Annotated in this window: 25 protein-coding genes; 13 read left to right on the top strand and 12 right to left on the bottom strand. The window is 64.4% G+C overall.

The genetic code is table 11. From position 1 onward, the window contains the following. Positions 1–86: 86 nt before the first annotated feature. The gene (locus tag NKJ91_RS19370; protein WP_352456902.1) at positions 87–1862 is read right to left on the bottom strand and encodes a tetratricopeptide repeat protein; all 1776 of its coding nucleotides are present in this window, start codon (positions 1860–1862) and stop codon (positions 87–89) included. 322 nt (positions 1863–2184) lie between these two features. Here NKJ91_RS19370 and NKJ91_RS19365 point away from each other — a divergent pair, with 322 nt between their 5' ends. From NKJ91_RS19365 to NKJ91_RS19355, 3 genes are all read left to right on the top strand, one after another. After that, positions 2185–3279, top strand: a complete 1095-nt coding sequence (locus NKJ91_RS19365; protein ID WP_352456856.1) for a helix-turn-helix transcriptional regulator — start codon at positions 2185–2187, stop codon at positions 3277–3279. A gap of 412 nt (positions 3280–3691) precedes the next feature. Continuing rightward, the gene (locus tag NKJ91_RS19360) at positions 3692–4630 is read left to right on the top strand and encodes a YadA-like family protein (protein WP_352456855.1); all 939 of its coding nucleotides are present in this window, start codon (positions 3692–3694) and stop codon (positions 4628–4630) included. Between the two features lie 52 nt (positions 4631–4682). After that, positions 4683–5273, top strand: coding sequence for a hypothetical protein (locus NKJ91_RS19355; RefSeq protein ID WP_352456854.1), 591 nt, complete (start codon positions 4683–4685; stop codon positions 5271–5273). 19 nt (positions 5274–5292) lie between these two features. Here the strand turns inward: NKJ91_RS19355 and NKJ91_RS19350 are convergent, their stop codons facing one another. Then, entirely contained in the window at positions 5293–5898 is a 606-nt protein-coding gene (locus NKJ91_RS19350; protein WP_352456853.1) for a TetR/AcrR family transcriptional regulator, read from the bottom strand. A 53-nt stretch (positions 5899–5951) separates the two neighbouring features. On the opposite strand from NKJ91_RS19350, the gene NKJ91_RS19345 reads away from it, so the two are divergent. Beyond that, positions 5952–7385, top strand: coding sequence for an MFS transporter (locus NKJ91_RS19345; protein WP_352456852.1), 1434 nt, complete (start codon positions 5952–5954; stop codon positions 7383–7385). Between the two features lie 26 nt (positions 7386–7411). On the opposite strand, the gene NKJ91_RS19340 is transcribed toward NKJ91_RS19345, so the two are convergent. Then, positions 7412–8428: a polyprenyl synthetase family protein gene (locus NKJ91_RS19340; protein WP_254818409.1), complete on the bottom strand. Its 1017-nt coding sequence runs from the start codon at positions 8426–8428 to the stop codon at positions 7412–7414. Positions 8429–8751: 323 nt separating this feature from the next. On the opposite strand from NKJ91_RS19340, the gene NKJ91_RS19335 reads away from it, so the two are divergent. From NKJ91_RS19335 to moaB, 6 genes are all read left to right on the top strand, one after another. Then, the gene (locus tag NKJ91_RS19335) at positions 8752–8976 is read left to right on the top strand and encodes a putative signal transducing protein (RefSeq protein ID WP_023674082.1); all 225 of its coding nucleotides are present in this window, start codon (positions 8752–8754) and stop codon (positions 8974–8976) included. Continuing rightward, positions 8976–9776, top strand: coding sequence for a tRNA1(Val) (adenine(37)-N6)-methyltransferase (locus NKJ91_RS19330; protein WP_352456851.1), 801 nt, complete (start codon positions 8976–8978; stop codon positions 9774–9776). Before NKJ91_RS19335 ends, NKJ91_RS19330 begins: the two co-directional genes overlap by 1 nt. 87 nt (positions 9777–9863) lie before the next feature. Further along, entirely contained in the window at positions 9864–10721 is an 858-nt protein-coding gene (locus NKJ91_RS19325; RefSeq protein WP_352456850.1) for a S49 family peptidase, read from the top strand. Between the two features lie 81 nt (positions 10722–10802). Next, positions 10803–10988 carry a membrane protein gene (locus NKJ91_RS19320; RefSeq protein WP_023674078.1) on the top strand — a complete coding sequence of 62 codons (186 nt, stop codon included), beginning with the start codon at positions 10803–10805 and terminating at the stop codon, positions 10986–10988. Positions 10989–11014: 26 nt separating this feature from the next. Then, entirely contained in the window at positions 11015–11917 is a 903-nt protein-coding gene (locus tag NKJ91_RS19315) for a 4-(cytidine 5'-diphospho)-2-C-methyl-D-erythritol kinase (protein ID WP_352456901.1), read from the top strand. Then, positions 11904–12446 carry a molybdenum cofactor biosynthesis protein B gene (gene moaB, locus NKJ91_RS19310; RefSeq protein ID WP_352456849.1) on the top strand — a complete coding sequence of 181 codons (543 nt, stop codon included), beginning with the start codon at positions 11904–11906 and terminating at the stop codon, positions 12444–12446. The genes NKJ91_RS19315 and moaB overlap by 14 nt, the downstream gene beginning before the upstream one ends. Before the next feature lie 33 nt (positions 12447–12479). On the opposite strand, the gene NKJ91_RS19305 is transcribed toward moaB, so the two are convergent. Both NKJ91_RS19305 and NKJ91_RS19300 read right to left on the bottom strand, forming a co-directional pair. Beyond that, positions 12480–13454, bottom strand: coding sequence for a phytanoyl-CoA dioxygenase family protein (locus tag NKJ91_RS19305; RefSeq protein WP_352456848.1), 975 nt, complete (start codon positions 13452–13454; stop codon positions 12480–12482). Between the two features lie 185 nt (positions 13455–13639). Next, positions 13640–14143 carry a glycosyltransferase gene (locus tag NKJ91_RS19300; RefSeq protein WP_292664385.1) on the bottom strand — a complete coding sequence of 168 codons (504 nt, stop codon included), beginning with the start codon at positions 14141–14143 and terminating at the stop codon, positions 13640–13642. 151 nt (positions 14144–14294) lie between these two features. Here NKJ91_RS19300 and NKJ91_RS19295 point away from each other — a divergent pair, with 151 nt between their 5' ends. Both NKJ91_RS19295 and rnhB read left to right on the top strand, forming a co-directional pair. Beyond that, positions 14295–15449 (top strand): PA0069 family radical SAM protein, encoded by a 1155-nt coding sequence (locus NKJ91_RS19295; RefSeq protein WP_254818651.1) that lies wholly within the window; start codon positions 14295–14297, stop codon positions 15447–15449. Between the two features lie 165 nt (positions 15450–15614). Further along, positions 15615–16310 (top strand): ribonuclease HII, encoded by a 696-nt coding sequence (rnhB, locus tag NKJ91_RS19290; RefSeq protein ID WP_352456847.1) that lies wholly within the window; start codon positions 15615–15617, stop codon positions 16308–16310. A 253-nt stretch (positions 16311–16563) separates the two neighbouring features. Here rnhB and NKJ91_RS19285 read toward each other — a convergent pair whose 3' ends face one another. The 7 genes from NKJ91_RS19285 to NKJ91_RS19255 all read right to left on the bottom strand — a co-directional run bounded on the left by NKJ91_RS19285 (position 16564) and on the right by NKJ91_RS19255 (position 22110). After that, positions 16564–17055, bottom strand: coding sequence for a F0F1 ATP synthase subunit B (locus tag NKJ91_RS19285; RefSeq protein WP_023674071.1), 492 nt, complete (start codon positions 17053–17055; stop codon positions 16564–16566). Positions 17056–17065: 10 nt separating this feature from the next. Further along, a complete protein-coding gene (locus NKJ91_RS19280; protein WP_352456846.1) occupies positions 17066–17641 on the bottom strand; it encodes a F0F1 ATP synthase subunit B in 576 nt (191 codons plus the stop codon). An 81-nt stretch (positions 17642–17722) separates the two neighbouring features. After that, the gene (locus tag NKJ91_RS19275) at positions 17723–17947 is read right to left on the bottom strand and encodes a F0F1 ATP synthase subunit C (RefSeq protein WP_006206606.1); all 225 of its coding nucleotides are present in this window, start codon (positions 17945–17947) and stop codon (positions 17723–17725) included. Between the two features lie 68 nt (positions 17948–18015). Further along, the gene (locus tag NKJ91_RS19270) at positions 18016–18774 is read right to left on the bottom strand and encodes a F0F1 ATP synthase subunit A (protein ID WP_352456845.1); all 759 of its coding nucleotides are present in this window, start codon (positions 18772–18774) and stop codon (positions 18016–18018) included. 70 nt (positions 18775–18844) lie between these two features. After that, entirely contained in the window at positions 18845–19243 is a 399-nt protein-coding gene (locus NKJ91_RS19265) for an AtpZ/AtpI family protein (protein ID WP_352456844.1), read from the bottom strand. Positions 19244–19498: 255 nt separating this feature from the next. Next, on the bottom strand, positions 19499–20683 hold the full coding sequence (locus tag NKJ91_RS19260) for a cell wall hydrolase (RefSeq protein WP_352456843.1): 1185 nt from the start codon (positions 20681–20683) through the stop codon (positions 19499–19501). A 107-nt stretch (positions 20684–20790) separates the two neighbouring features. Beyond that, positions 20791–22110 carry an MFS transporter gene (locus tag NKJ91_RS19255; protein ID WP_352456842.1) on the bottom strand — a complete coding sequence of 440 codons (1320 nt, stop codon included), beginning with the start codon at positions 22108–22110 and terminating at the stop codon, positions 20791–20793. A 120-nt stretch (positions 22111–22230) separates the two neighbouring features. On the opposite strand from NKJ91_RS19255, the gene NKJ91_RS19250 reads away from it, so the two are divergent. After that, complete coding sequence (locus NKJ91_RS19250) at positions 22231–23148, top strand: LysR substrate-binding domain-containing protein (RefSeq protein WP_352456841.1); 918 nt, start codon at positions 22231–22233, stop codon at positions 23146–23148. Positions 23149–23486 lie beyond the last annotated feature (338 nt).

The following is a 23486-nucleotide window of genomic DNA, read 5'->3' as shown; positions in this document are numbered from 1 at the left end:
CGACGGCAATCCGTCCGACACCCCTCAACCGTCTCGGCGCTGCGCGCCGATCCACCTTCTCCCACAAGGGGAGAAGGAAAGAAGGGTCACCCCTTCGGCGCGGGCGCCGGCACGGGCTTTACGTTCGGGGTTTCCTGCGCCGTGTTGGATTCGATCGGCGGCAGGCCCTTCATCAGCTTTTGCTGCAAGGCGGCAAGCACGTCCGGGTCCGGCTTCAGGTCGCGGGCCTGGTTCCATTGGAAGGTGGCTTCCAGCTTGCGGCCAACGCGCCAGTAGACGTCGCCGAGGTGATCGTTGAGCACCGGATCCTCCGGCTTCAACGAAACGGCGCGTTCCATTTCGCGCACCGCGTCGTCGAACTGGCCAAGGCGGTAATAGGCCCAGCCCAGCGAATCGACGATGTAGCCGTCGCTCGGCCTCAGGTCGACGGCCTTCTGGATCATCGCGAGGCCTTCCTTGAGGTTCATGTTCTTGTCGACCCAGGAATAGCCGAGATAGTTCAGAACCTGCGGCTGGTCGGGGTAGAGCTCCAGCGCCTTGCGGAAATTCGACTCGGCCTTCGGCCATTCCTTCAGCCGCTCATAGGCGATGCCGCGCTGGTAGAAAATGTTCCAGTTGGCGGCGGTCGGCGTCTTCAGCACCTCGACTGCCTTGTCGTAAAGATTGGCGGCGGAGCGGAAATCCTCCTTCGAGGAATAGACGCCGCCGAGCGCCAGATAGGCGCGCATGTCGTCGGGATGCGCATCGACGATGGCCTTGAGGTGAGCGATCGCCTCATCGTTGCGGTCGAGATCGGCAAGGTTGAGGCCAAGCTGCAGGTCCGAAAGCTCCTTCAGCGGCGAGCCAGCGGGAATGCGGCGATAGAGCGCGATGGCGCCCTCGCCATCTTTCAACTGCTCGGCAACGGCGGCAAGCTGAACGAGCGCCGCGTCGTTGTCGGGCCGCAGCGCCAGGGCATATTGCAGATAAAGCCGCACGAATGGCTCGCCGCCGCCGCGGTTGAGCGCGGTGGCGAGATCGAGCAGGATTTCCGAGGCGCCGTCCGACGGACCGGCAACGAAGGGCTCGATCTTTTCGCCCTTGTTGATCTTGTCGCGAAGGGCCGCAATCTCGACCTTGCCGGGGGCGAACGCCTCGGCCTTGTCGAGCACCGACAGCGCCTTGGCCTTGTCGCCTTTGCGGGCGAGGAAAGAGGCGTACGCCTGCGCGTTGCGCATCCATGTTTCGGGGGCCGCACCGCCTGCCGCCGTGTCCTGCACGGTGGCGGTGTAGAGCGCATCCGCCCTGTCGGGCAGGCCGGAGGCGTCGGCAATCAAGGCGCGGTGGAAGGACTTGAACAGGCTGAACCAGTCGGGGCCCTGCAGCTTGTCGATAGAAGCCATGGCCTCGCCGGCGTCACCCGCACCCTGCTTGGCCCAGCCGGTCATGACGCCGGAGATCAGCCGGTCGAGATCGGATTCGAGCGACAGCTTGAGCCAGTATTCGGCCTTGGAGAAATCCTTCTTGTGGAAGGAATCGATGGCCAGCGCCAGGCGCGAGAAGCGCTCGACGTCGGGAACCGCCTTGAGCTTGTCAGCATAGACCAGGGATTCGTCGAAGCGCCCCTGCGCGATCAGCGACAGCATCAGGCTTTGCTGCAGTCCCGTATCGTTCGGATCGAAGGCAAGCGCCTGCTTGTAATAGGAAATGGCGCTGTCGAGGTCGTTGTCGCCGTCGGCAATCCTGGCGGCGAGATAGGCCCCCGAGAAGGATGTGATCCTGACCGGCTCGGCGGTCTGTTTGGCATGCGCCGGCAAAGCCGAGATCGCCATGCCCGTCGCGATTGCCAGCCCCGTCAGCCAGCGCGCATATCCTTGCCGCATCATATCCCTTTCAGCCAAACGCCATCTCCGCGTCAGCGGGATCGCCGTAGACTCGATTTTTACAGGTAAAGCATGGCCTTTTTGGGGTCGGGCTTCAACCCGGCCCGAATTCACAATCGGGTCAAGCAATTAATAAACCATGCCGAAAGGGCCTGAACTGCGACCCTTGACCGCGTGGCGTCCGCTTTGGCGCTGCCTGTGCGGTGCTATTTCCCGACGCCGTAAGCGATCCATAAGCGCCAACGGTTGAAAGCTTCCGCCATGCAACTTTGCGTGGCAGGATGAGATTTCAATTCTTACTTCGCCAGCCATGGGGGCGCCGATGCTGGAAGTGCCGCGCGACGAAGAAGCCTTCGCCATCGTCGATCGTATCTACGAAGCAGCGTTCGCCGCCGAGCTGTGGCCGGGAGCGTTGGAAGCGACCAGTGCGATCACGCGCTCGGCAAGCGGCTCGATTTTCATGATCAGCGATCATTCCCCGCTTCGCGCCATCGGCGAGGCGCAGGCCGAGCCCTTGATCGACGCTTTCATGGCAGATTGGAAATTTTCCGAGAGCGTGCAGCGCATGTGCAGCACTCAGCCGGCAAGCTTCGTGCGGGTCGACGACTTCATGACGGGAGAGGAGATCGAGCGGGACCCGATCTATGCGTGGGCAAGAAATTTCGGCGTCGGATCGCCCGTCTGCACGTCGATTCCCATGCCGAGCGGGGAGCTTGTCCTGTTCGTCTTCCAGCGCTGGCTGAAGGACGGCAAGTACGATCAAGCGGCGATCGACCTGCTGAACGGACTGCGTCCGCATCTGGCGCGGGCCGGCCTTGTTGCCGCGCGTCTTGGCACGGAACGGGCCAGGACCGCCGCATCGGCGCTGGGCGAAATCGGACTGCCGGCCGCTGTCATGAGCGGATCAGGCCGCGTGCTGACGGTCAACCGCCTGCTGGAAGATATGAAGGACGTGTTCATCCCCCAAGCCGGCGGCGGCATGGTGCTTGCGGACCTATCTGCAAACGCGCTTTTCCAGCAAGCCATCATGCACAACGACGACCATCGCGTTGTGCGGTCCATCCCTGTCCCAGCCGTCGAGGGGCGGCCTGCGCTGATCGTTCACCTTTTGCCTTTGCGCCGTGCCGCACATGATATTTTTTCGGGCGCCGATATTCTCGTTGCGGCAACCGCGCTCAGCACCAGCACGACCGTTCCGTCGCCCGACATCCTTTCGGGCCTGTTCGACTTGACGCCGGCCGAAGCCCGGCTCGCCGTCGCGCTTGCCTCCGGCCGTTCCGTACAGGAGGCCGCCCTCGAAATCGGCATCGCCGTCAAATCGGCCCGCACCTATCTCGAGCGAATCTTCCGAAAAACCGGCACTAGCCGCCAAAGCCAGCTGATGGCCTTGCTGAAAAGCGCGAGGCCGTTCCCATGATCGCGGTCAGCCGACCGGTTCTGATGTTGCAAGATTGCAACGGCCAGGACTGGAAACGCTGCAAAAACAGGGATTTTTCGGTGAACTGTAGGCATTTGCCGACTGTCCGAAGCGCGCCGGTTCCATGCAGTCTCTCATCCACTGATGGCGGATTTTGGAAACGCGCTCGGCGCGGCCGGCGAAAAGGGGATTGATTGCGATGCAGGCTTATGCGCGAAAGAGCATTGGACGAATGTCGGCCATCTGCGTGCCCGTCGCCGGGAGCGTAGTCGTCACGGCAGCCCTCTGCCTGGCCTTTGCTCCTACACCGGCAAGCGCCTTTGTATGCGAGGAGGTAGGCGGTGGCGGTGACGGCGCTACAGCTCCAGCGCTAGGCATGGCGTGCGGCTCCGGCGCCCACGCCGATGGCATCTTGGCTACTGCGGTCGGAGATACTGCCCGTTCTAATGGACAGGCCAGCACCGCTGTTGGCGTAGGGGCACGGGCCGGGTATCCCGTCAACCATGATAATCCAGGTACAACGGCAATCGGCGCCTTTGCTGAGGCTGGCGCGGGAGGCCCGAACCAGGCCGGTGCCACTGCGCTTGGCACCAACGCCAAGGCGAATGCGGAGAATGCCACAGCGCTCGGCAATCACGCCGAGGCCAACTTTTCCGACTCAGTCGCCATAGGCCAGGGTGTGACCACGACACGCGCCAATCAGGTGGCTATCGGCGACAGCGATGCCACCTACACGCTCGCGGGCGTCAACAGTCAAGCCAGCAAGGATGCCCAGAGCGGACCGAAATATCTGGTGACGTCCGACGCCGCGGGCAATCTAGCGACGGCATCCGTCAACATCGACGAGCTCGAGGGCCTGGTCGACGACGTTGCAGCCCATACCACCCAGATCGCCTCGCTAAACACCACAGTCAGCGGTCACACGACGCAGCTTGCCGATCACGAGACGCGCATCACCGACAACACCAATACGCTCAACCTGCACACCGCGCAGATATTCAGCCTCGACAGCCGCACCACGATCAACGAGACCAATATCGCCTTGCTCGACGGCCGCGTCGGCGCGCTGGAGGGCGGCTTGCAGGATCTTGGCGAGCAGGTCAGCGAAAACCGCTCGGAAGCCCGCGCCGGAACGGCGCTTGCCCTGGCGACGGCGGGACTGCGTTACGACGACAGGCCCGGCAAATTGTCGATGGCCGGCGGCTTTGGCCACTTCAAAGGTCAATCGGGCCTGGCGCTCGGTTTCGGCTATAGCACAAGCCTGGATTTCCGCCTCAACGCCGCCGTGTCGGCCTCGACAAACCGCGGCGATGTCGGCGTCAGCGTCGGCGCATCGTGGACACTGAACTGATGCAGCCGGCATGAGCTCGATGCTGCCGGGATCGGTTCGATCGGCAGGCAGAATGTTGCTGGCAGCCTTCGTGCTGGCGACGGCCGTTCAGCTGCTTGTCCCGCCTGCCCTGGCGCAAACGTCGAAAACCCAGAAATCCGCCAAGCCGCAAGCGCCGAAGCCGGCCAATATCGACCGCAACGGCGTGCTGATCCTGGTGCGCGCCTCGCTGCTGGCGCTCGACCAGGCCAACAAAACCGGCAATTATACGGTGCTGCGCGATCTCGGCGCGCCGGGCTTCCAGGCCAACAATGCGGCCAAACTGGCCGAGATCTTCGCCAGCCACCGCAATGACGGCATCGACCTCGGCGGCGTCGCGGTGCTGGAGCCGCAGCTGACATTGTTGCCGCAGATCGAGCCCAACGGCATGCTGCATATGGCCGGTTTCTTTCCCTCGGTGCCGATGCAGGTCAATTTCGAGCTGTTGTTTGCGCCGGTCGAGCGACAATGGAAGGTGTTCGGCATCTCGGTTGCGCTCGGCAGGGCCGGCCCGGAAGCGCCGGCGACGGAGCCGGAACCGCCAAAGCCTGTCGCCACCGAAATACCCGACCCGCCGACGCCGGCGGTCAATCCCAGAAGGGCCGCCGAACAAGCCGGCAAATGAGGCGTCATGGCCCCGAACCTCAGGGGGCTTGCGAAAGGCTTGCGTCCAGCGCCTGCATGGCGACGGTGACAAGATCGTGCAGCCGCTTTTTCGGCACGCCGTCGCGTGCTTGCACCGAAAGGCCGTGCATCAGCGTGGCGTAATGGTCACCCAGCGCCTCGGCATCGGTATCCGGCTTCAATTCGCCATCGCGCACGGCCTTTTTCAATCGCTCGACGATCGACGCGGTACGCGCCAGCCGATGCTCCGCCAGCCATTGCAGCACGGCGTCATTTTCGACGGCGCAATTGGTGGCGGCCGCCACCACCATGCAGCCCTGCGGCCGCCCGGGCCTCGTATAAATTTCTACGGCGTCGCGAAGCATGCGCTCGATGACGCGCCGGACATTTGGTTCTTCCTGCAGCGCGCGCGTGGCAAAGCCGCCCTCATTGGCCTCGTAAAGCGCCACCGCTTCGCGAAACAGATCCTCCTTCGAGCCGAAGGCGGCATAGATGCGCGCCGATGCGAGACCAAGCGCCGATACGAGATCGGCCATCGAGGTGCCCTCGTAGCCGCGCCTCCAGAAAGCGTCGCGGGCTTTCTCCAGCGCCTGGTCGCGGTCGAATTCCCTTGGCCTGCCTGCCATGGCGGTCTCCAATTTTTGTCGATCATTAAATAATTGTCGACAAGGAGTCCGACATGAGTTCACTCGATCAAGGCGCGCCGCTCGGGGCGATAACGCAGGGAGCAAGCAGGGCGAAACATGGCGCAACGCTGGCGTTGCTCGCCTTCGCGCAGCTCATCATCTCGCTCGACCTCAACATCGTCTTCGTGGCGCTGCCGGAGATCGGCGCCGGCCTCGGATTTTCAGGCCAGACCCTGCAGTGGGTGGTCAGCGCCTACACCGTGTTCACCGGCGGCTTCCTGCTGTTCGGCGGCCGGGCCGCCGACCTGATCGGCCAGCGCCGCGTCTTCATCTTCGCGCTCTGGCTCTACGCACTTTCGTCCCTCGTCGGTGGCCTGGCCTGGTCGCCGGAAATCATCATCGCGGCACGCGCCGTGCAAGGCATCGGCGCCGCGTTCCTGTTTCCGGCGACGCTGTCGCTGATCAACCGCCTGTTCGCCGAAGGGCCGGAACGCAACCGGGCGCTCGCCGTCTGGGGCGGCGCGGGCGCCAGCGGCCTGACGCTCGGTTCGCTTGCCGGCGGGTTTCTGACCAGCGCCTTCGGCTGGCCGTCGGTCTTCTATGTCAACGTGCTGCTGGCCGGGATCGCCATCATCGCGGCTTTCGCCATCATCCCGCGCGATCGCAAGTGGCACGAGCAGCGCAGCTTCGATCTGCCGGGCGCCCTGACCGTCACCGCCGGCGCGACGCTGCTTGTCTTCACCCTGGTTCAAGGGCCCGGATATGGCTGGGGCTCTGGCGCAATCATCGCCAGCGCGCTGCTGGCGGCATTGTTTCTGATTGCCTTCACCGTGATCGAGGCCAACAGCGCCGACCCGCTGATGCCGCTGCGCCTGTTCCACAACCGCAGCCTTGTCGCCGGCATGACGATAACCTTCCTCTACATGGCCACTTTCGGAGCGCTGCCCTACTTCCTCACCGTGCTGCTGCAGAACGTGCACGGCTTCACTGCCTTGCAGACGGGCCTCGCCTTTCTCGTGCCGTCGGTCGCCATCGCCACCGGTACGCAAGCCGGCGAGCGTCTGGCAACGCGCTTTTCGACGCGCAGCACGCTGGTCGGCGGCATGATCGTCGGCGCGGTCGGGACAGCATTGATGGTATCAGGCGCGACCGCGGAGAGCAGCTATCTGGCCCTCGTACCTGGCCTGATCGTCTCCGGCGTCGGACAAGGCATCGTCTGGACCGCAATGTGGATTGCCGCCGCTTCCGGCGTTGCCCATGACCAGCAAGGCGTCGCCTCGGGGATGGCTTCGACGACGCTCAATGTCGGCAACGCCATCGGCATGGCCGTGCTGATTGCGATTGCGAACAGCCAAATCGGCGAATTGTCCGGCAATGCGTTGAAAATTGCCGTCGCCGACGGCATCCAGGTCGCCTTCTGGCTCGCGGCGGCGGGCATCGTCGTTAGCCTGCTGGCAGCAATGGTTCTTCCGGCAAAGGCTCGATGAGAACAAGCGCGGGGCGCCGATGCCTTTCAATTCACCCGGCTGATGCAGAAATCGATGACGTCGATCAGCGCCGATTTCTGCGGCGTCGCCTCGAGCGGCGCCAGCGCGTCGCGGGCGATCTCGCCGAAATGGCGGGCGCGCCCGATGGTGTCGGCAATTGCGCCGTGGCGGAGCATCAGGCCGATTGCCTTTTCCAGCCCGGCATCGTCGGCGGCATTGTCCTCGATGGCGCGTTTCCAGAAGCTGCGCTCGGCCTTGGTGCCGCGCCGATAGGCGAGGATCACCGGCAGCGTGACCTTGCCCTCGCGGAAATCGTCGCCGACATTCTTGCCGAGGTCCTTGCTGGTGCCGCCGTAATCCAGCGCGTCATCGATCAGCTGGAAGGCAAGGCCGAGATTCATGCCGTACGAGCGGAGTGCTGCGCGATCATTGCGCGTCGCCTGAGCGATGACCGGGCCGACCTCGGCGGCGGCCGAAAACAGCGCCGCGGTCTTGGCCTTGATCACCGCGAAATGCTCGTCCTCGGTGGTCTCGAGGTTCTTGGCGGCGGCAAGCTGCATCACCTCGCCTTCGGCAATCACCGAGGCCGCACTCGACAGGATGTCGAGCGCTTCAAGCGAGGCGACATCGACCATCATGCGAAAGGCCTGGCCGAGCAGGAAATCGCCGACCAGAACACTGGCCTGATTGCCCCAGATCATACGCGCCGTCTTTTTGCCGCGCCGCATGCCGCTTTCGTCGACGACGTCGTCGTGGAGAAGTGTCGCGGTATGCATGAATTCGACCGATGTGGCGAGCTTGACATGGCCGTCGCCGGAATAGCCGAACATCTGGGCGGCGGCGAGCGTCAGCATCGGCCGCAGCCGTTTGCCGCCCGACGAGATCAGATGGTTGGCTATCTCCGGAATCATCTCGACATCGGAGCCGGCCTTCGACAGGATCAATTTGTTGACGCGCCCCATGTCGGCCGCGGTCAGGTCGATGAGGTCCTTTATCGAGGCGGCTTCGCGCTTCCCGTTTTCAATGTTGAGAACGACACCCACGGCAAAACTCCCAACCTCGATATGCACGACGGCAACATGGTCCCTGGACAGACTCTAGGGTGTCACCCACCGGCGCGGCAAGAGGCGAATTGGCGCGCCGGCTCTGGTACATGATCACGCCTACGTTTACATCAACGCCGCAAACTGCGAGTTTAGGGCCATGATCTATCGATATGGTCGAAATGGCGCCTGAAACGGCTGCAAGCTGCGTCGTCGAACCGCTCGGCCGGGGGAAAGACCCCGACCTTCGCGCTTCTCCTCGCATCTTCTTGCCGTTTCAGGCGCCATTTCGACCAATATCGATAGATCATGGCCCTAATCCGATGATAGAGCTCATCCGCACCAACGACGCCGTCATCATTTCGTTTGTCGAATCGCTGATGCGCGATGCCGGCATCGGCTGTTTCGTCGCCGACCAGAATATGAGCGTTCTCGACGGCTCGATCGGCATCCTGCCCCGCCGTGTCATGGTGGACGCCGACAAGGCCGATGCGGCGCGGCGCATCCTGACGGATGCTGGCATCGCCAACGAGATCCGCCAAAAATAATGTCCGCGTCGCCCGCTGCCCTTGTCCCGGACATGCCGGCTCATACGGTCGATGCCTTTCATCGCGGTCGCTTCTGGCTGGTGCAGCCGAGAAAGGCGGGCCACCGCGCCGGCATGGATGCGATGATGCTGGCGGCTGCCGTGCCGTCCTCGTTCGCCGGGCGGCTTGCCGACTTTGGCGCGGGTGCCGGTGCCGCCGGCCTGGCGGTCCTGTCGCGCTGCCCCGGTGCCGCGGCCGTGCTCGTCGAGCGTTCCCCGGAAATGGCGGCCTTCGCCACCACCACGCTTACCCATCCCGGCAATGCGCATCTCAGCGACCGCGCTTCGGTGCTCGTCGCCGATGTCGCGCTGTCGGGCCGGGCGCGAACGGCCGCCGGCCTCGAGGACAACAGCTTCGATTTCGTCATCATGAACCCGCCGTTCAATGCCGCCGAGGATCGCGCGACGCCCGATCCGCTGAGAAAGGCCGCGCATGTCTCGGAGGATGGGCTGTTCGACAGCTGGATCCGCAGCGCGGCCGCGGTGGTCAGGCCGGGCGGCGAGCTGGCCGTCATCGCCCGGCCGGAACAGCTCGGCGCCATCCTCGATGCCATTGCCGGCCGCTTCGGCGACGCCGAGATGCTGGCCGTCCACCCTCGCCCCGAGGCGGCAGCGATCCGCATCGTCGTCCGGGCAATTCTCGGCGCACGCGGCAAACTGTCGATCCGGCCGCCGCTGATGCTGCATGCCTATTCAGGCAATGGCCCCTCGGAACGGGCGGAGCTGATCAATAACGGGCTGGCGTCGCTGTTCGGAGACTGATCCATTTTGATTGCCGGGGTGACGGCATTGCCGTTGGCCGGCGAATTCCTACATGCCTCAAGCATATCGACCGGAGACAGCCCCCTCGTGAAACGCCTTTTCAACCGCCTGCTGCCGAAGTCCTGGCGCTCCACCGTCGTCACCATTCCGGTCATCCGGCTGCACGGCACGATCATGCCCGGCGGCGGCCAGTTCCGGCCGAGCCTGTCGCTCGCTTCCACCGCCGGCCTTCTCGAAAAGCTGTTTTCCTTCGACGCGCCGGCGGTCGCCATCTCGATCAATTCGCCAGGTGGTTCGCCGGTGCAGTCGCGGCTGATCTTCAGGCGCATCCGCGACCTGGCGAGCGAGAAGAACAAGAAAGTCCTGGTTTTCGTCGAGGACGTGGCGGCCTCGGGCGGCTACATGATCGCGGTCGCCGGCGACGAGATCTTTGCCGACCCGTCCTCCATCGTCGGCTCGATCGGCGTGGTGTCGGCCTCGTTCGGCTTTCCGGAGCTGTTGAAGAAGATCGGCGTCGAGCGCCGCGTCCACACCGCCGGCCAGAACAAGGCGGTGCTCGACCCGTTCAAGCCGGAAAAGAAGGAAGACGTCGAGCGCCTGAAGGCGCTGCAGCTCGAGGTCCACGAGACCTTCATCGATCTCGTCAAGGACAGGCGCGGCAGCAAGCTCAAGGACGATCCCGACCTGTTCACCGGACTTTTCTGGACGGCCAAAAAGGGGCTGGAGCTCGGGCTGGTCGATGCGCTCGGCGACATGCGCAGCGTGCTGAAGAGCCGTTTCGGGCCGAAAACCCAGCTCAAGCTGATCACCGCACCGCGCGGCCTGTTCGGCCGCTTCGGCCTGTTCGGCTCGAGCTTTTCGGCGCCCGATATCGCCGCCGCCGCGGCAAGCGGCGTCATCGATGCGGCGGAAGAGCGCGCGCTGTGGGCGCGCTTCGGGCTTTGAAAAGCCGGTGAAAGCGTCTAGCATAAATCATTAACCGACCCGACCGGCCGCCTTGCCGGCCTTGCGAGGGAGGAGTTTGACATGCCCCAGATCATTTTCTTCGCCGTCGTCGGCATTGCCGCCTATTTCGGCTACCGCTCCTTCGTCAGAGAAGCCGAGCGGGTGACCGCCAAGGTGCGGCGTACCGAAAAGCAGGCCGCCAACGGTACAATGGGAACATTGGTCAAGGACCCGAAGACCGGCGAATACCGTCTGGCCAAGGATTGACCGTCGTCCCCCTCGCGGCCGAGCCAGTGAACGCCGAGGCCAGCATCCGGGCGTCGCATGCGCACGCCAAGATAAATCTCGCGCTGCACGTCACCGGTCGGCGCGCCGACGGTTATCACACGATCGAAAGCCTGGCTGTGTTCACGCGCTTCGGCGATCGCATCGAGACGGAACTTGCCGACAGCGATGGGTTTTCCGTGTCCGGCAAATACGCCTCCGCGGTGCCGGTCGACGACAATAATCTGGTGGTGAGAGCGCGCGATGCACTGCGGCGCGAGGCCGGTCCCCAGCACGCACCGGCTGTCGCCATCAGGCTCGAAAAGAACCTGCCGGTCGCGTCCGGTGTCGGCGGCGGATCGAGTGACGCGGCGGCTGTGCTGCGCGCCCTGGTCCAGACCTGGGGACTTGATGTCGGCGATGCCGAACTGGCGCGGATCGGCCTGTCGCTCGGCGCCGACGTGCCGATGTGCCTCGCAGCCAGACCGCTGATAGCCCGCGGCGTCGGCGACGAGCTGACGCTCGTGCCGGGTTTCCCAGCGCTGGGTCTGGTGCTCGTCAATCCCGGCACTGCCGTCTCGACGGCCGACGTGTTCGAGGCGCTTGGCCGCCGCGACAATGCGGGGCTGCCGCCGCTGCCGCGCAACCTCGACTTCCACGGCATCCGCAACTGGCTGGAGATCACCCGCAACGATCTCGAGCCTGCGGCGCGCGCAATCCAGCCCGCCATCGGCAAGGCGATTTCCGTGCTCAACAAGGCCGGAGCCGGTTTTGCCAGGATGTCCGGTTCAGGCGCCACCTGCTTCGGGCTGTTCGAGACCGGCAATGTGGCCAAGCGCGCGGCTGTCGATATTCGCAGCCGCCATCCCGACTGGTTTGTTGCAGCGACGCGAAGCGTGACATCGGAGGTTGATGCCCATGGCCAGGATTGACGAGAGCCGCCCCTTCGTTCCCGTGCGCATCGCGGTGCTGACCGTTTCCGATACGCGCAGCCTCGCCGACGACAAATCCGGGCAGACGCTGGCCGACCGCATTGCCGAGGCCGGCCATGTCCTGGCCGCCCGCGACATCGTCACCGACGACCGCGACAAGATCCGCGACAAGGTCCTGGGCTGGTCGAAGGACGATGCGATCGATGTCGTCATCACCACCGGCGGCACCGGCTTCACCGGCCGCGACGTGACGCCGGAAGCGCTGGAGCCGATCTTCGAAAAGCGCATGGACGGCTTTTCCGAAGTGTTCCACCGCATCTCCTACGACAAGATCGGCACTTCGACGATCCAGAGCCGGGCGACCGGCGGCGTCGTCAATGCCACCTTCGTCTTCGTGCTGCCGGGCTCGCCCGGCGCCTGCAAGGACGCCTGGGACGGCATCTTGAAGCCGCAGCTCGACTACCGGCACATGCCCTGCAACTTCGTCGAGATCATGCCGCGGCTGGACGAGCATTTGCGGCGCGGCTGAGACGAACCGAGGTATCAGCCAAGCGACCTCGGTTTAGCGAATGACCGGCTCGCCGTGAAAACGCCGGCGCGACGGCGGCGAGACGCCGAAGCCGACTTCCATCATCAGCCGCGGGGTGCGCGTCGGCACGGTACCCATATGGAAGCCGAACGGGTCCTCGACAAAGCCGAGGCCGGCCTGCCCGGTCAGCGTGACCGGGCTCTGCTCGCCATAGACGCCCAGCACCTCTTCCGCCGAATGGCCGACCAGCAGCGTCAGCTGGTGCTTCAGGATGCGCCGGTTGTGGGAGCCGCGGACATAGACATGCGGCCCGGTGTCGTTGTCGACCGGCACCAAGTAGAAGAAAAACTTCAGCATGCGCCAGTCGTCGAGGTCGAAATGGTATTTGCCGAGCGAGGCCATGTTCTTGTCGGCGTCCGAGACGCCACCGGTCGGAAAGCTCCACCAGACGCGGGTCGTGATCAGCTTGGCCTGGCTGCCGAGATAGTGCGCTGCGATATCGAGAAGCAGCGGATCGCGCTGCACGGCGACCGCAGCGTTGCAGTCGAGGACCCGTTCGAAATAGTGACCGCTGAGCAGCGGGCGGCCGAAATGCTTTTCGGCATCGGCGTGTTTTTCGGGCAGGAATTCCAGCCGGCGGTCGAAATTGCCGAAGCATGGCGTGCGCTCGGCGAAGCGGGCAATCTCCTCATGGATGGCGGCCGGCAGCATCAGGCCCGAATAGAGCCCCTCGGTGCGCAGCGCGCCGACGACGGCATCGCGATCGACGCCGGCGAACATCGTTTCACCGACGTTGCGCGCCGGCCGAACGGGCTTTGCACCGCGCCAGTGCAGCCGCCGCGCCGGCATGGTGCGGGCTAGCATGAACATCGGCAGCCATGCCGGATTCTCGCGAAGGTCGGAAAGATAGGTCGGGATGCGGGCGGCGATGCGGCGCAGCGTGCCGCCGTTGCGTGCGATCGCCTCGAGGCTTGCGGCGCCGGACTTGTCAGGGCTTGAAAGGGTCATCGGGGTCCTCAAAATGTCGAGGGAACAGCATCGACGTTAGTCGTCGCCGCTCCGGCACACCCCAAACCCTATTCGCCCATATCGCTGGGAATGGTAACCCCCGGCCAGATTTTGTGCAATGCACAATAAACCACGACCCGCCAGAAAATTTGCTTGGGCGTTCCCCGGACCGGGACGGTAAGCCGTCACTTCCGCGGCGCGACCCAGATCTCGGCGTGGAGCCTCCTGGTCGCCAGCCCGCGGGCAATCGCTTCGGCGCTGCGGGCGTTCTTCGACAGCGCCGCGGCCTGTCGCTTGCTGATCACCAAGCCTTCGGCGAGAGCGCGATTTCCGGCAAAGACCCGCGACAGGAACGGCGCGCGGCTGCCGCGTGCCCGCGAAAATCGCGCCGCCATGGTTTGCCTCGCCGTATGAGCGACGACCTCGTCGATCCAGCCCTCTCCCAGCCGCGCGCCCGGTTCCAGCAAAAGCAGCCAGTCGCCCTTGGCCTGCCTGATGCCGGCGGCGATGCCGCCGCTGACATAGTGGCAGCCGGCATGTTCGGCGACGCGGTGCGTCTGATCGGTCGAGCCGGTGTCGCAGACGAGAACGTCGCGCACCACGCCTTCGACCGCGCCGCCGATCAGCGAGGCGAGCGTGCGGGCAAGGCCCTCCTCGTCATTCAGGGTTTCGATCAGGACGCTGAGCATGTTTAGCCGAATAGCGGAAAGCGGTGGGCAGCGCCAGTTTTTGCGGCGCGCCGCGAGAAAGTTCTTGATTTGTTCTCATCGATACGATAGGAATACATTCATGAGCAGAGCGAATCGACAGCGGGCGGACAGTCCCTGGGAAAGGGCCAAAATGGAACAGATCGTGCGTGCCGATATTGCCGCCTTCGGCGCTGGCAGGGCCGAGATGGCGAATGCGATGATCGAGCAGAGCGGCATGCGCGTCCGCCCGGACCGCAATCGCGGCAGGTCGGCGGGCATCAATCCGTCCGGCCGTTTCGAGCCGGTCAGCCGGCACGTGTTCGACGACGGCTGGAATTCGCTGGAGGAGCTGCCGCCCTTCAAGACCGAGGTACAGGTCGAGAAGCCGCGCACCATCATCACCCGCAACGAATCGCCCGATATCTCCTTCGACCGCTCGATCAATCCCTATCGCGGCTGCGAACATGGCTGCGTCTATTGTTTCGCGCGGCCGACGCACAGCTTCATGGGCCTGTCGCCGGGGCTGGATTTCGAATCGAAGCTGTTTGCCAAGCCGGATGCGGCGCGGCTGCTCGACAAGGAATTGTCCAGGGATAATTACCAGCCGCGCACCATCGCCATCGGCACCAATACCGATCCCTACCAGCCGATAGAGAAGCAATACCGGATCATGCGCGAGATCCTCGAAGTGCTGGAGGCGCGCGGGCATCCGGTCGGCATCGTCACCAAATCGGCGCTGGTGACACGCGATATCGACATTCTGTCACGCATGGCCGAACGCGGGCTGGCCAAGGTGGCGTTGTCGGTGACGACGCTCGACCGCATGCTGGCGCGCACCATGGAGCCACGCGCGTCGACGCCGACCAAGCGGCTGGAGGCGATCAGGCAGCTTTCGGATGCCGGCATACCGGCCTCGGTCATGGTCGCGCCGATCATCCCCGGACTGACCGACCCGGAGATGGAGCGCATCCTCGATTCGGCGCAGGCAGCGGGGGCACGCGAGGCCGGCTATGTGCTGCTGCGCCTGCCGCTGGAGGTCGCGCCGATCTTCAAGGACTGGCTGCTGCGCCATTATCCCGATCGCTATCGCCACGTCATGTCGCTGATCCGTTCGATGCGCGACGGCAAGGACTACGATTCGGAATGGGGCAAGCGCATGAAAGGCTCCGGCCCGTATGCCTGGCAGATCGGCCGGCGTTTCGAAATCGCTGCCAAACGGCTCGGCCTCAACGCCGAGCGGCGCTCGCTGAGGACCGACCAGTTCGTCCCCGCCGCCAAGGCAACCGAGCAGTTGATGCTGCTGTGACAAAGCGTCTCGCGCCAGCCGGTTGAAACGGCCGGCAACAGGCAAAAATCCCGTCCGGCCTGTCCTGTCCCCGGGCTTGCAGACGGTAGCCCCTCCTGGTCCGGTGCCCCGCCCGACCCGGAGGGACTTGCGGAGAATCGGAGCCGATGCGAACCTCGCCGCACCATGGCTCGCCCGCGTTCCGATTCTCCGCTTCTCTTCGAAATTGTCGAGAAACCCGACTTCTCGTTCGAGACGAGGGCGATGGCCGAAGGCCTTTGGCCGGTGGCGGGAATGGACGAGGCCGGCCGCGGCCCGCTCGCCGGGCCGGTAGTGGCTGCAGCGGTGGTGCTCGATCCAGCCAACATCCCCGACGGCCTCGACGATTCCAAGCGGCTGACGCATTTGCAGCGTGAGGCGCTGTTCCTGAAAATCCTCGGCTCCGCGCTCGCCGTATCGATGGCGTCGGTCAGCGCCGAAGGCATCGATGCCTCCAACATCCTCAAGGCCAGCCTGGAGGCGATGCGCCGTGCCGTGGCCGGCCTGTCAATCCGGCCGAAGCTGGCACTGGCCGACGGCCGCGACGTGCCGCCCGGCCTGCCCTGCGAGGGCAAAGCGCTGATCAAGGGCGACCAGCGCTCGCAGTCGATCGCCGCAGCCTCGATCGTCGCCAAGGTGTTGCGCGACCGCATGATGTGCGGCTGCGGCAGCCATCATGCGCATTACGGCTTCGAACTGCATATGGGCTACGCCACTGTCCGCCATCGCACGGCGATCGATCTGCACGGGCCAGTGGCACGGCTGCACCGCGCCTCCTTCGCGCCGTTCCGGTTCGGCGGCACCGAGGTGCTGGAGGAAGAGGGTTTTTCGGGTTTGGATTGAGCGACCCTGTCGGCTAGGCGTAATCTCCCCCCTCGAGGGGGAGATGTCGCCAAAGGCGACAGAGGGGGTCGGTACGTCCTGGCGCGACGCCATGCGGGACGAAAGAGAAGGCTGGCGCTTCACGCGCGGCGACCCCCTCTGGCCTGCCGGCCATCTCCCCCTCGAGGGGGGAGATTACGCGCTCTGCCGCTTTCGCTAACAAAAAAGCCGCCAGGTTTCCCGGGCGGCCTCGATGACTTGTAGATGCAGCCGTTCAGTTCAGCTTCGACTTCAAATCCTGCAGTGAGGCATTGAACAGGTCGGCGCCGGCCTTGGCGTCGATCTTGCCGGCCAGCAGCGCGCGCGCGGCTTCCACCGCGATATCGACGGCGCTGGCACGCACTTCGCCGATTGCTTCGCGCTCGGCCTGGCCGATCTTCTGCTCGGCCAAAGCGGTACGCCGGGCGACATAGTCCTCGGTCTTCTTGTGCGCCTCGGCGGCAAGCATGTCGGCTTCACGCTTGGCGGCGGCAACGATGGCCGCCGCCTCCTGCTCGGCTTCCTTGCGCTTGCGCTGGTATTGGCCAAGCAACTGCTGGGCCTCTTCGCGCAACCGGCGCGCCTCCTCGAGCTCGGAGCTGATCTTGTCGGCACGCGCATCGAGCGCCTTGGCGATCATGCCCGGCACCTTGATGTAGATGGCGATGCCGAGGAAGATTACGAGGGCAACCGTTGCCCAAAGCGTCGCGAGAGATGTGGCGTCCATGATGCGCTCCTCACCCGGCCACGGATTTGACCGCGGCCGCGATTTCGGCCTTGCTGGCCTTGCCGCCGACAAGCGCCTCGACGATGGCCGAAGCGGTGTCCTCGGCGATCGTGCCGACTTCCTTCATGGCATTGGCCTTGATGGAAGATATGCGCGCCTCGGCCTCGCCAAGCTTCTGGTCAAGCGCTGCCTCGATCGTCTTGCGGGCAGCTTCGGCTTCCGCCTTGGCCGCATCGTTGGCCTGCTGGCCGATCGCATTGGCCTTGCCCTTGGCTTCCGCCAATTCCTGCTCATAGGCGGCAACGGCGGCGTCGGCCTCGCTTTTCAGCCGGGCAGCATGATCGAGATCCTGCGTGATGCGGTCGTTGCGCACGTCGATGATACCGCCGACGCGCGGCATCACGACCCGTTTCAAGAAGAGGTAGAACAGCCCGAAAGTGATTGCCAGCCACACCAGCTGTGACGGGTACGTCGCCGGATTGAAGGGCGGGAACGTGCCGTGCGCTTCGGCAGGCACGCCGGTCCCAGCGCTGCCGCCTTCGACGGCGGGCGCGGACTCTTGCGCAAAGGCAGATGTCACGAACATGGGCTATCCCCGAAATTCAGGCCCGCCGCAGGATCGCGGCCGGCCTGTTCAATTCTTCCCAATGTTCAGCCGAACAAGCATTCAGCCGAACAGAGCGAGAAGCGCGATGAGAAGCGAGAAAATACCCAGCGCTTCGGTCACGGCGAAGCCGAAAATCAGGCGGCCGAACTGGCCGTCGGCGGCCGACGGGTTGCGCAGCGCGCCCGCCAGATAGCTGCCGAAAATGTTGCCGAGGCCAATGCCCGCGCCGCCCATGCCGAGGCATGCGATGCCGGCGCCGATGTACTTTGCTGCTTCTGCGTCCATTTGTTCAACTCCTTTGGATCTAAAATTCGGTTGCAAATTCGATCCGGCGGCAATGCCGGAAAACCTTGTCAGTGCCCGGGATGCAGGGCGTCGTTGAGATACATGCAGGTCAGCACGGCAAAGACATAGGCCTGCAGGAACGCGACCAGCAGCTCCAGCGCCGTCAGCGCCACGGCCATCGCCAGCGGCAGAACCGAGCCCGCCACGCCGACCGCGCCGAGCGCGCTCAGGCTGACGACAAAGCCCGAGAACACCTTCAGCGTGATGTGACCGGCGAGCATGTTGGCGAACAGACGAACCGAGAGGCTGACCGGACGCGAGACGAAGGAAATCACCTCGATCGGAACGACCAGCAACATCATGACGATCGGCACGCCCTTCGGCACGAACAGCTTCAGGAAGCCAAGGCCATGTTTCATGAAGCCGTAGACGATCACGGTTCCGATCACCAGCGCCGCAAGGCCGAAAGTGACGATGATGTGGCTGGTGATGGTGAAGAAATACGGGAACAGGCCAAGCAGGTTGGCGACAAGCACGAACATGAACAGCGAGAACACGAAGGGGAAGAACTTCATGCCTTGCGTTCCCGCGGCGTCCCTCAGCATATTGCCGACAAATTCATAGGCCATTTCCGAGACCGACTGAAGGCGGCCCGGGACGAGGCTGCGGCTCGACGTGCTGAGGTAGAGAAACGCCGATGCGACAGCAACCGTCGCAAGCATGAACAGAGCCGAATTGGTGAAAGACAGGTCGTAGCCGCCGATGTGAATCGGAATGATCGGATGGATCTGGAATTGGTGGATCGGATCGACCTTGTCAGCAGCCACTTTAAATCCCCATCAAAGCCGCAGACGGCTTCAGTATCCTGTTCAATGCGCCGGCATGCGGCGCCTCAATTCATTCTTTCGGATCGCGCGGCTTGTCGCCCGTTCCGAATTCCGACACAAGCCCGGCTGAACGCAGGACATTGAGCACGCCGGCGCCAAAACCCAGCAGCAGCCCGACTATCAGACCCCATGGCGTTGTCCCCGCCACGCGATCGATAAACCAGCCGAGAGCCGCACCGACCACTATCCCGGCGATGAACTCGCTGGACAGCTTGAGCGCCTGGCCGTACCCGGCCGCACTGCCCGCTTTCGCGTCGTCTTTCCCCTCGAGCCGGTCCGGCCGCCTTGCCGCAAGCGATGCTTCAAGGTCGCGCCGGCGGCGCTCAAGATCCTCGTCGCGGATATCGGCTTCATGCTGCTTGCCGCGGCCGGTTTTTCCGGTTCCGTCTGGCCCATTCTTGTCGGCCACGCAACCCCCCTGCCCGGTCAGACCGTCACCGTCCGTCCGCTTCTTAAAGTCGCCGGCAACATAGTTAGAGGGTCCGCGCCCGTCAAGCCACGGGCGGACGTTCAAGCTCAAGTATTTTTTTGTTATAAATCAGCTACTTGCTCGGGTGCGACATCGTGCCCGACGCGGCCTCTGGCGGGCTGCGGCCGAATCCCTACGGCGACGGGCCTTCGATCGGCCGCTCTCGCGCGAAAGATGCAAGGGCTGCCCGAGCACTCAGCTCCAGCCGCCGCCATAGGTGCGGTAGAAGATGTGCAGGCCGATCCTGGTCATTTTCTGCATCGTCCGCGCCCAGCCCGGATGGACGTAGTTGGCGTAATAATGGGTCGACGAGCCGACTTCCGGAATGAAGATCTTGCCGGCTGTGACGGCCATGGCGACATCCTGGGCGGTCTTGTAGGCGGCGGCGTTGTCGATGCGCTTCTTCCTGCCGTCGCAGGCAAAGGAAAATTGGCAGCGGTTGAACCAGTTGTCGTTCTGGTAGACGACGCCGCAGATCGAGTTCGGATAGGCGGGGTTGCGGACGCGGTTGAGGATGACCTGGGCAACGGCGGCCTGGCCACGCACGGCTTCGCCGCGCGCCTCGAAATAGATGCCGTTGGCGAGACAGGCCTGCTCCGGTTTGGAAAAGACGCTCGCTGGCAGCGGCGTCTGCATCCAAGAATGATCGCCCTTGCTCAGCGGCGGAATGAAGCGGCCATCGTTCGGGTCCTCGTCCTGCAGCAAGGCCTCGAAAGGCGACGCCTGTGCATAATCGGGAGCGGACGAGGCGTAGGCGGTCGCCAGCACGTCAGGATGATCATTGTTGACCAGCGCGGCAAGCATCGCCGGCACGCCGGGATCCGGCTTCTTGTCGACGCGCGTGTGGAAGGCGGCGGCGATCTGGATTTCCTTGCCTTTGATCTCGGGCTTGGCGAAGGCCATCCTCAAGCCGCTATCCATGCTTGGGCGGAGCAGCGAAGAGGTGCGCTCGAAGATAGAGCCGGCGTTGAAGTTCTTCGGCGGCGAGACGGGCGAGACCTGGATGATGCGGCCCTTCTTTTCGGCACGCGTGATGCGGTTCTCGTCCGGCGTCGTGCCGGCGATGCCGCCCTTGCCGCGAAAGGAGACGGCGCCGACGCCCGGCAACTGGACACCGGAGCCGGAGAGCGAGCCGGTGCTGCTGGAATCGAGGAAGGGCATTTCGGCTGCGTGAACGGAGCCGGCGACGGATTTCTCGACATAGGCGTTCCAGCGGACGCTCGGCGCCTCAAGACCGGAGACCAGGCTTGTCATGTCCTGATAGGCAGCGACCGTCGGAAAGCCGATCCAGATGCCAAGGCCAATAATGAACGGAGACAGGAAGGAACGCTTTTTCTCACCGGCGGCGGCGACAAGCCGCGTCAAAACACGTCGATGCACGGAACTCTCCAGAAACGCAACGGACCCCACTGGAGAGCTACAATGATGCATTAACCTTGATGGGGCGTTAACAGCTTAGAACGTTGTTTTCCCATCTCGTGTCGAAGTCAGGCGCTTTTGCGGCTATCCGTTGGCGGAAGAAAGATCGGCCACGCGATCAGCGCGCAAATAGCCGCACCCAGCCAGACGCCTGCCCACGAGCAGAGCACGAGAAGCCCGGGAATGGCGATCGGCACCAGGAAGAAGGCAATGAAGACCAGACTGTTGGCGAGGCCGAGCGCCGTTCCGGCCTGGCTGGCGCCGGCCAGCGTCGCAAGCTCGGTGTAGGCGACCCCATGCCAGGAGGAGACGCAGATGCCGGCCACGACCAGCATCGCGACGATCGCCGGCGACAGCATCGGCGCTTGGCCTGACAAGAATTGGGCCGAAAACAAGACGAGCGCCGCAAGCACGGTGAAGGCGGCCACGCTCAGCATGCTGCACAGACGCAGGAACGACCGGCGGTTGCCGTGACGGTCGGTGTAGCGGCCGCTCCAGACGCGCATGGCCATGGCGCCGACCTGCACGGCAGCCAGGCTAGCGCTGACCACGGCTGTTCCCATGCCGGCGAAATCATGCAGAAACACGGAAGCAAAGGTGAGCACCGCCACCTGCGGAAAGCAAAGCAGGCCGATGGCTGTTGCGATGCGCCAGACGGCCGGGTTGCGCAGCGGCGCCGGGCCGGCCGACAATGCCATGCTGCCCGAATTGGCATCGTCATGCGCCGGCGGCTGATGCAGCCAGCGCCAGGCGAGCGAGGTCGAGACCGCGGATGCAGCCGCCAGAAGTCCGAAGACTGCCGTGAAGCCATGGGCTGAAGCGAGCGATGGCAGCACGAGCGCGCCAAGCCCGCCGCCAAGCGGCACCGCCGTCTGCCTGATGCTCATGGCAAAGCCGCGCTCGCCTTCGCCGAACCAGGCCATGATGGCGCGGCCGCTGGAGCCGTTGACGCTGCCGCCGAGCAATCCGGTGACCAGCAGGGCAGCGGCGAGAAGCGCGATGCCGGGAATATGGGCCGGTGACGGCACGACCAGCGCAGCCATGACAAGCAGCCAAACCGCGGTTGCGCCGAGCCCCGTCAGCAGCACGCGGCGGTCGCCCCAGCGATCGGTCAGCAGCCCCCACGGCAATTCGCTCAGCGCCACGCCCAGGCCGAGAAGGCCAAGCGCCAGGCCGAGCTCGCCATTGGAGAGATGGTAGCCCGAGCGCAGGAACACCGCCGTCGCCGGAATGCCGGAGAAGGTCGCAGAAAAGCAGGCATTGGCGGCGACGCCGATGCCCAGCACCTTCCAGCGATGATTGGCTCGAAGTGCCGCCGCCTCTGACGGGGTGGTAACGGCGGCCGTGCGAAGCGGTTTGCATTCTGCTCGTGTGGCGACAGCGGACATGGTTCAGCTCCTGCATGGGTCGGCTGCATTCGGTCTTGACGCGCTCTCTCTACCGCCATAGCTTCGTACTGAATATCAGGAAGTTTTTGACGTAATGTCCCGAATATCAGGATTAATGGCATGCGACGCGTGACATTCGATCTCGACGTCCTGCGCAGCTTCGTTACCGGCATGGAGCTGGGCAGCTTCGCCAAGGCCGCCGACCGGCTCGGCCGCTCGACCTCGGCAATCAGTGCGCAATTGAAGAAGCTGGAGGACCAGGCGGCGACGCCGATCTTCCGCAAATCTGGACGTGGCCTGGCGCTGACGGACGCGGGCGAGACCATGCTCGGCTACGCGCGGCGGCTGATCGAGCTCAATGACGAGGCCGCCTCAGCGATCCACGATGTCGAGCTGGAGGGTTGGGTGCGGCTTGGGCTACAGGAGGATTTCGGCGAGGCGGTGCTGCCGGAGGTGCTCGGGCGCTTCGCCCGCGCCCATCCCAAGGTCAAGATCGAGGCCAGGATCGCACGCAGCCATGAGCTTGCCGAACGGATCATTTCGGGCAGCCTCGATATCGCGCTTGCCTGGCACAATGGCGCGACGCTGCCCTACAGCCGGCATGTCGCCGACGTCCAGATGCGCTGGATCGGCCCGGCAAAACAGATCGAGACCAGCCTGCGCGATGGCGAGGCGTTGCCGCTGGTGGCGCTCGAAGCGCCGTGCCTGCTGCGCAGCGTGGCGACCGAAACGCTCGACCGCGCCGGCCTGGCATGGCGGATGGCCTTCTCCAGCCCGAGCCTTGGCGGCATCTGGGCAGCTGTCGCCGCCGGGCTCGGACTGACGATCCGCACCGATATCGGCCTGCCGGCCACCGTCAGGGCGATGACGCCGGAGATCGCCGGGCTGCCCGCCTTGCCCAAGATGGCGCTATTCCTGCATCGCAAGGAGGCCGAGCCCGACCCCGTTGCAGCGCGGCTTGGCGACATCCTGCTGCAGGCAGCGTTGGCGGCGCTGCCCGGAACCGGCGATGCGAATGGTCTGAGGAAGGTGGCTTAAGGCCGATGAGCCGAAATGACCGCAAGCCTCGTAGCTTCGTCAGTTGAAGAATCCAGAAACGCAGAACGAGCGCCGCGATCCTTCGCGCCCCCCTCTGTCCTGCCGGACATCTCCCCCACGAGGGGGGAGATTGGCAGGTTCGCCCGTCCCGCCCCTCTTTCAGTGTTGGAGATTGGCGAAAGCGGAGAGGACGGCCAATCTCTCCCCAAGTGGGGGAGATGCCCGGCAGGGCAGAGGGGGCGCTGTCCCATAAGCGCTAACTTAGGGCATGGCAGCTATCCTTGCTGCGGCGGATTGGTTTTTGCGCCGTCTTGGTGGGTCGCAGACGTGACGAATGA

The organism is Mesorhizobium sp. M0040 (assembly GCF_040323505.1).
Classification (GTDB): domain Bacteria; phylum Pseudomonadota; class Alphaproteobacteria; order Rhizobiales; family Rhizobiaceae; genus Mesorhizobium.
Note: the sequence above shows the minus strand (reverse complement) of the source record. Positions and strands in the feature narration are given on the sequence as shown.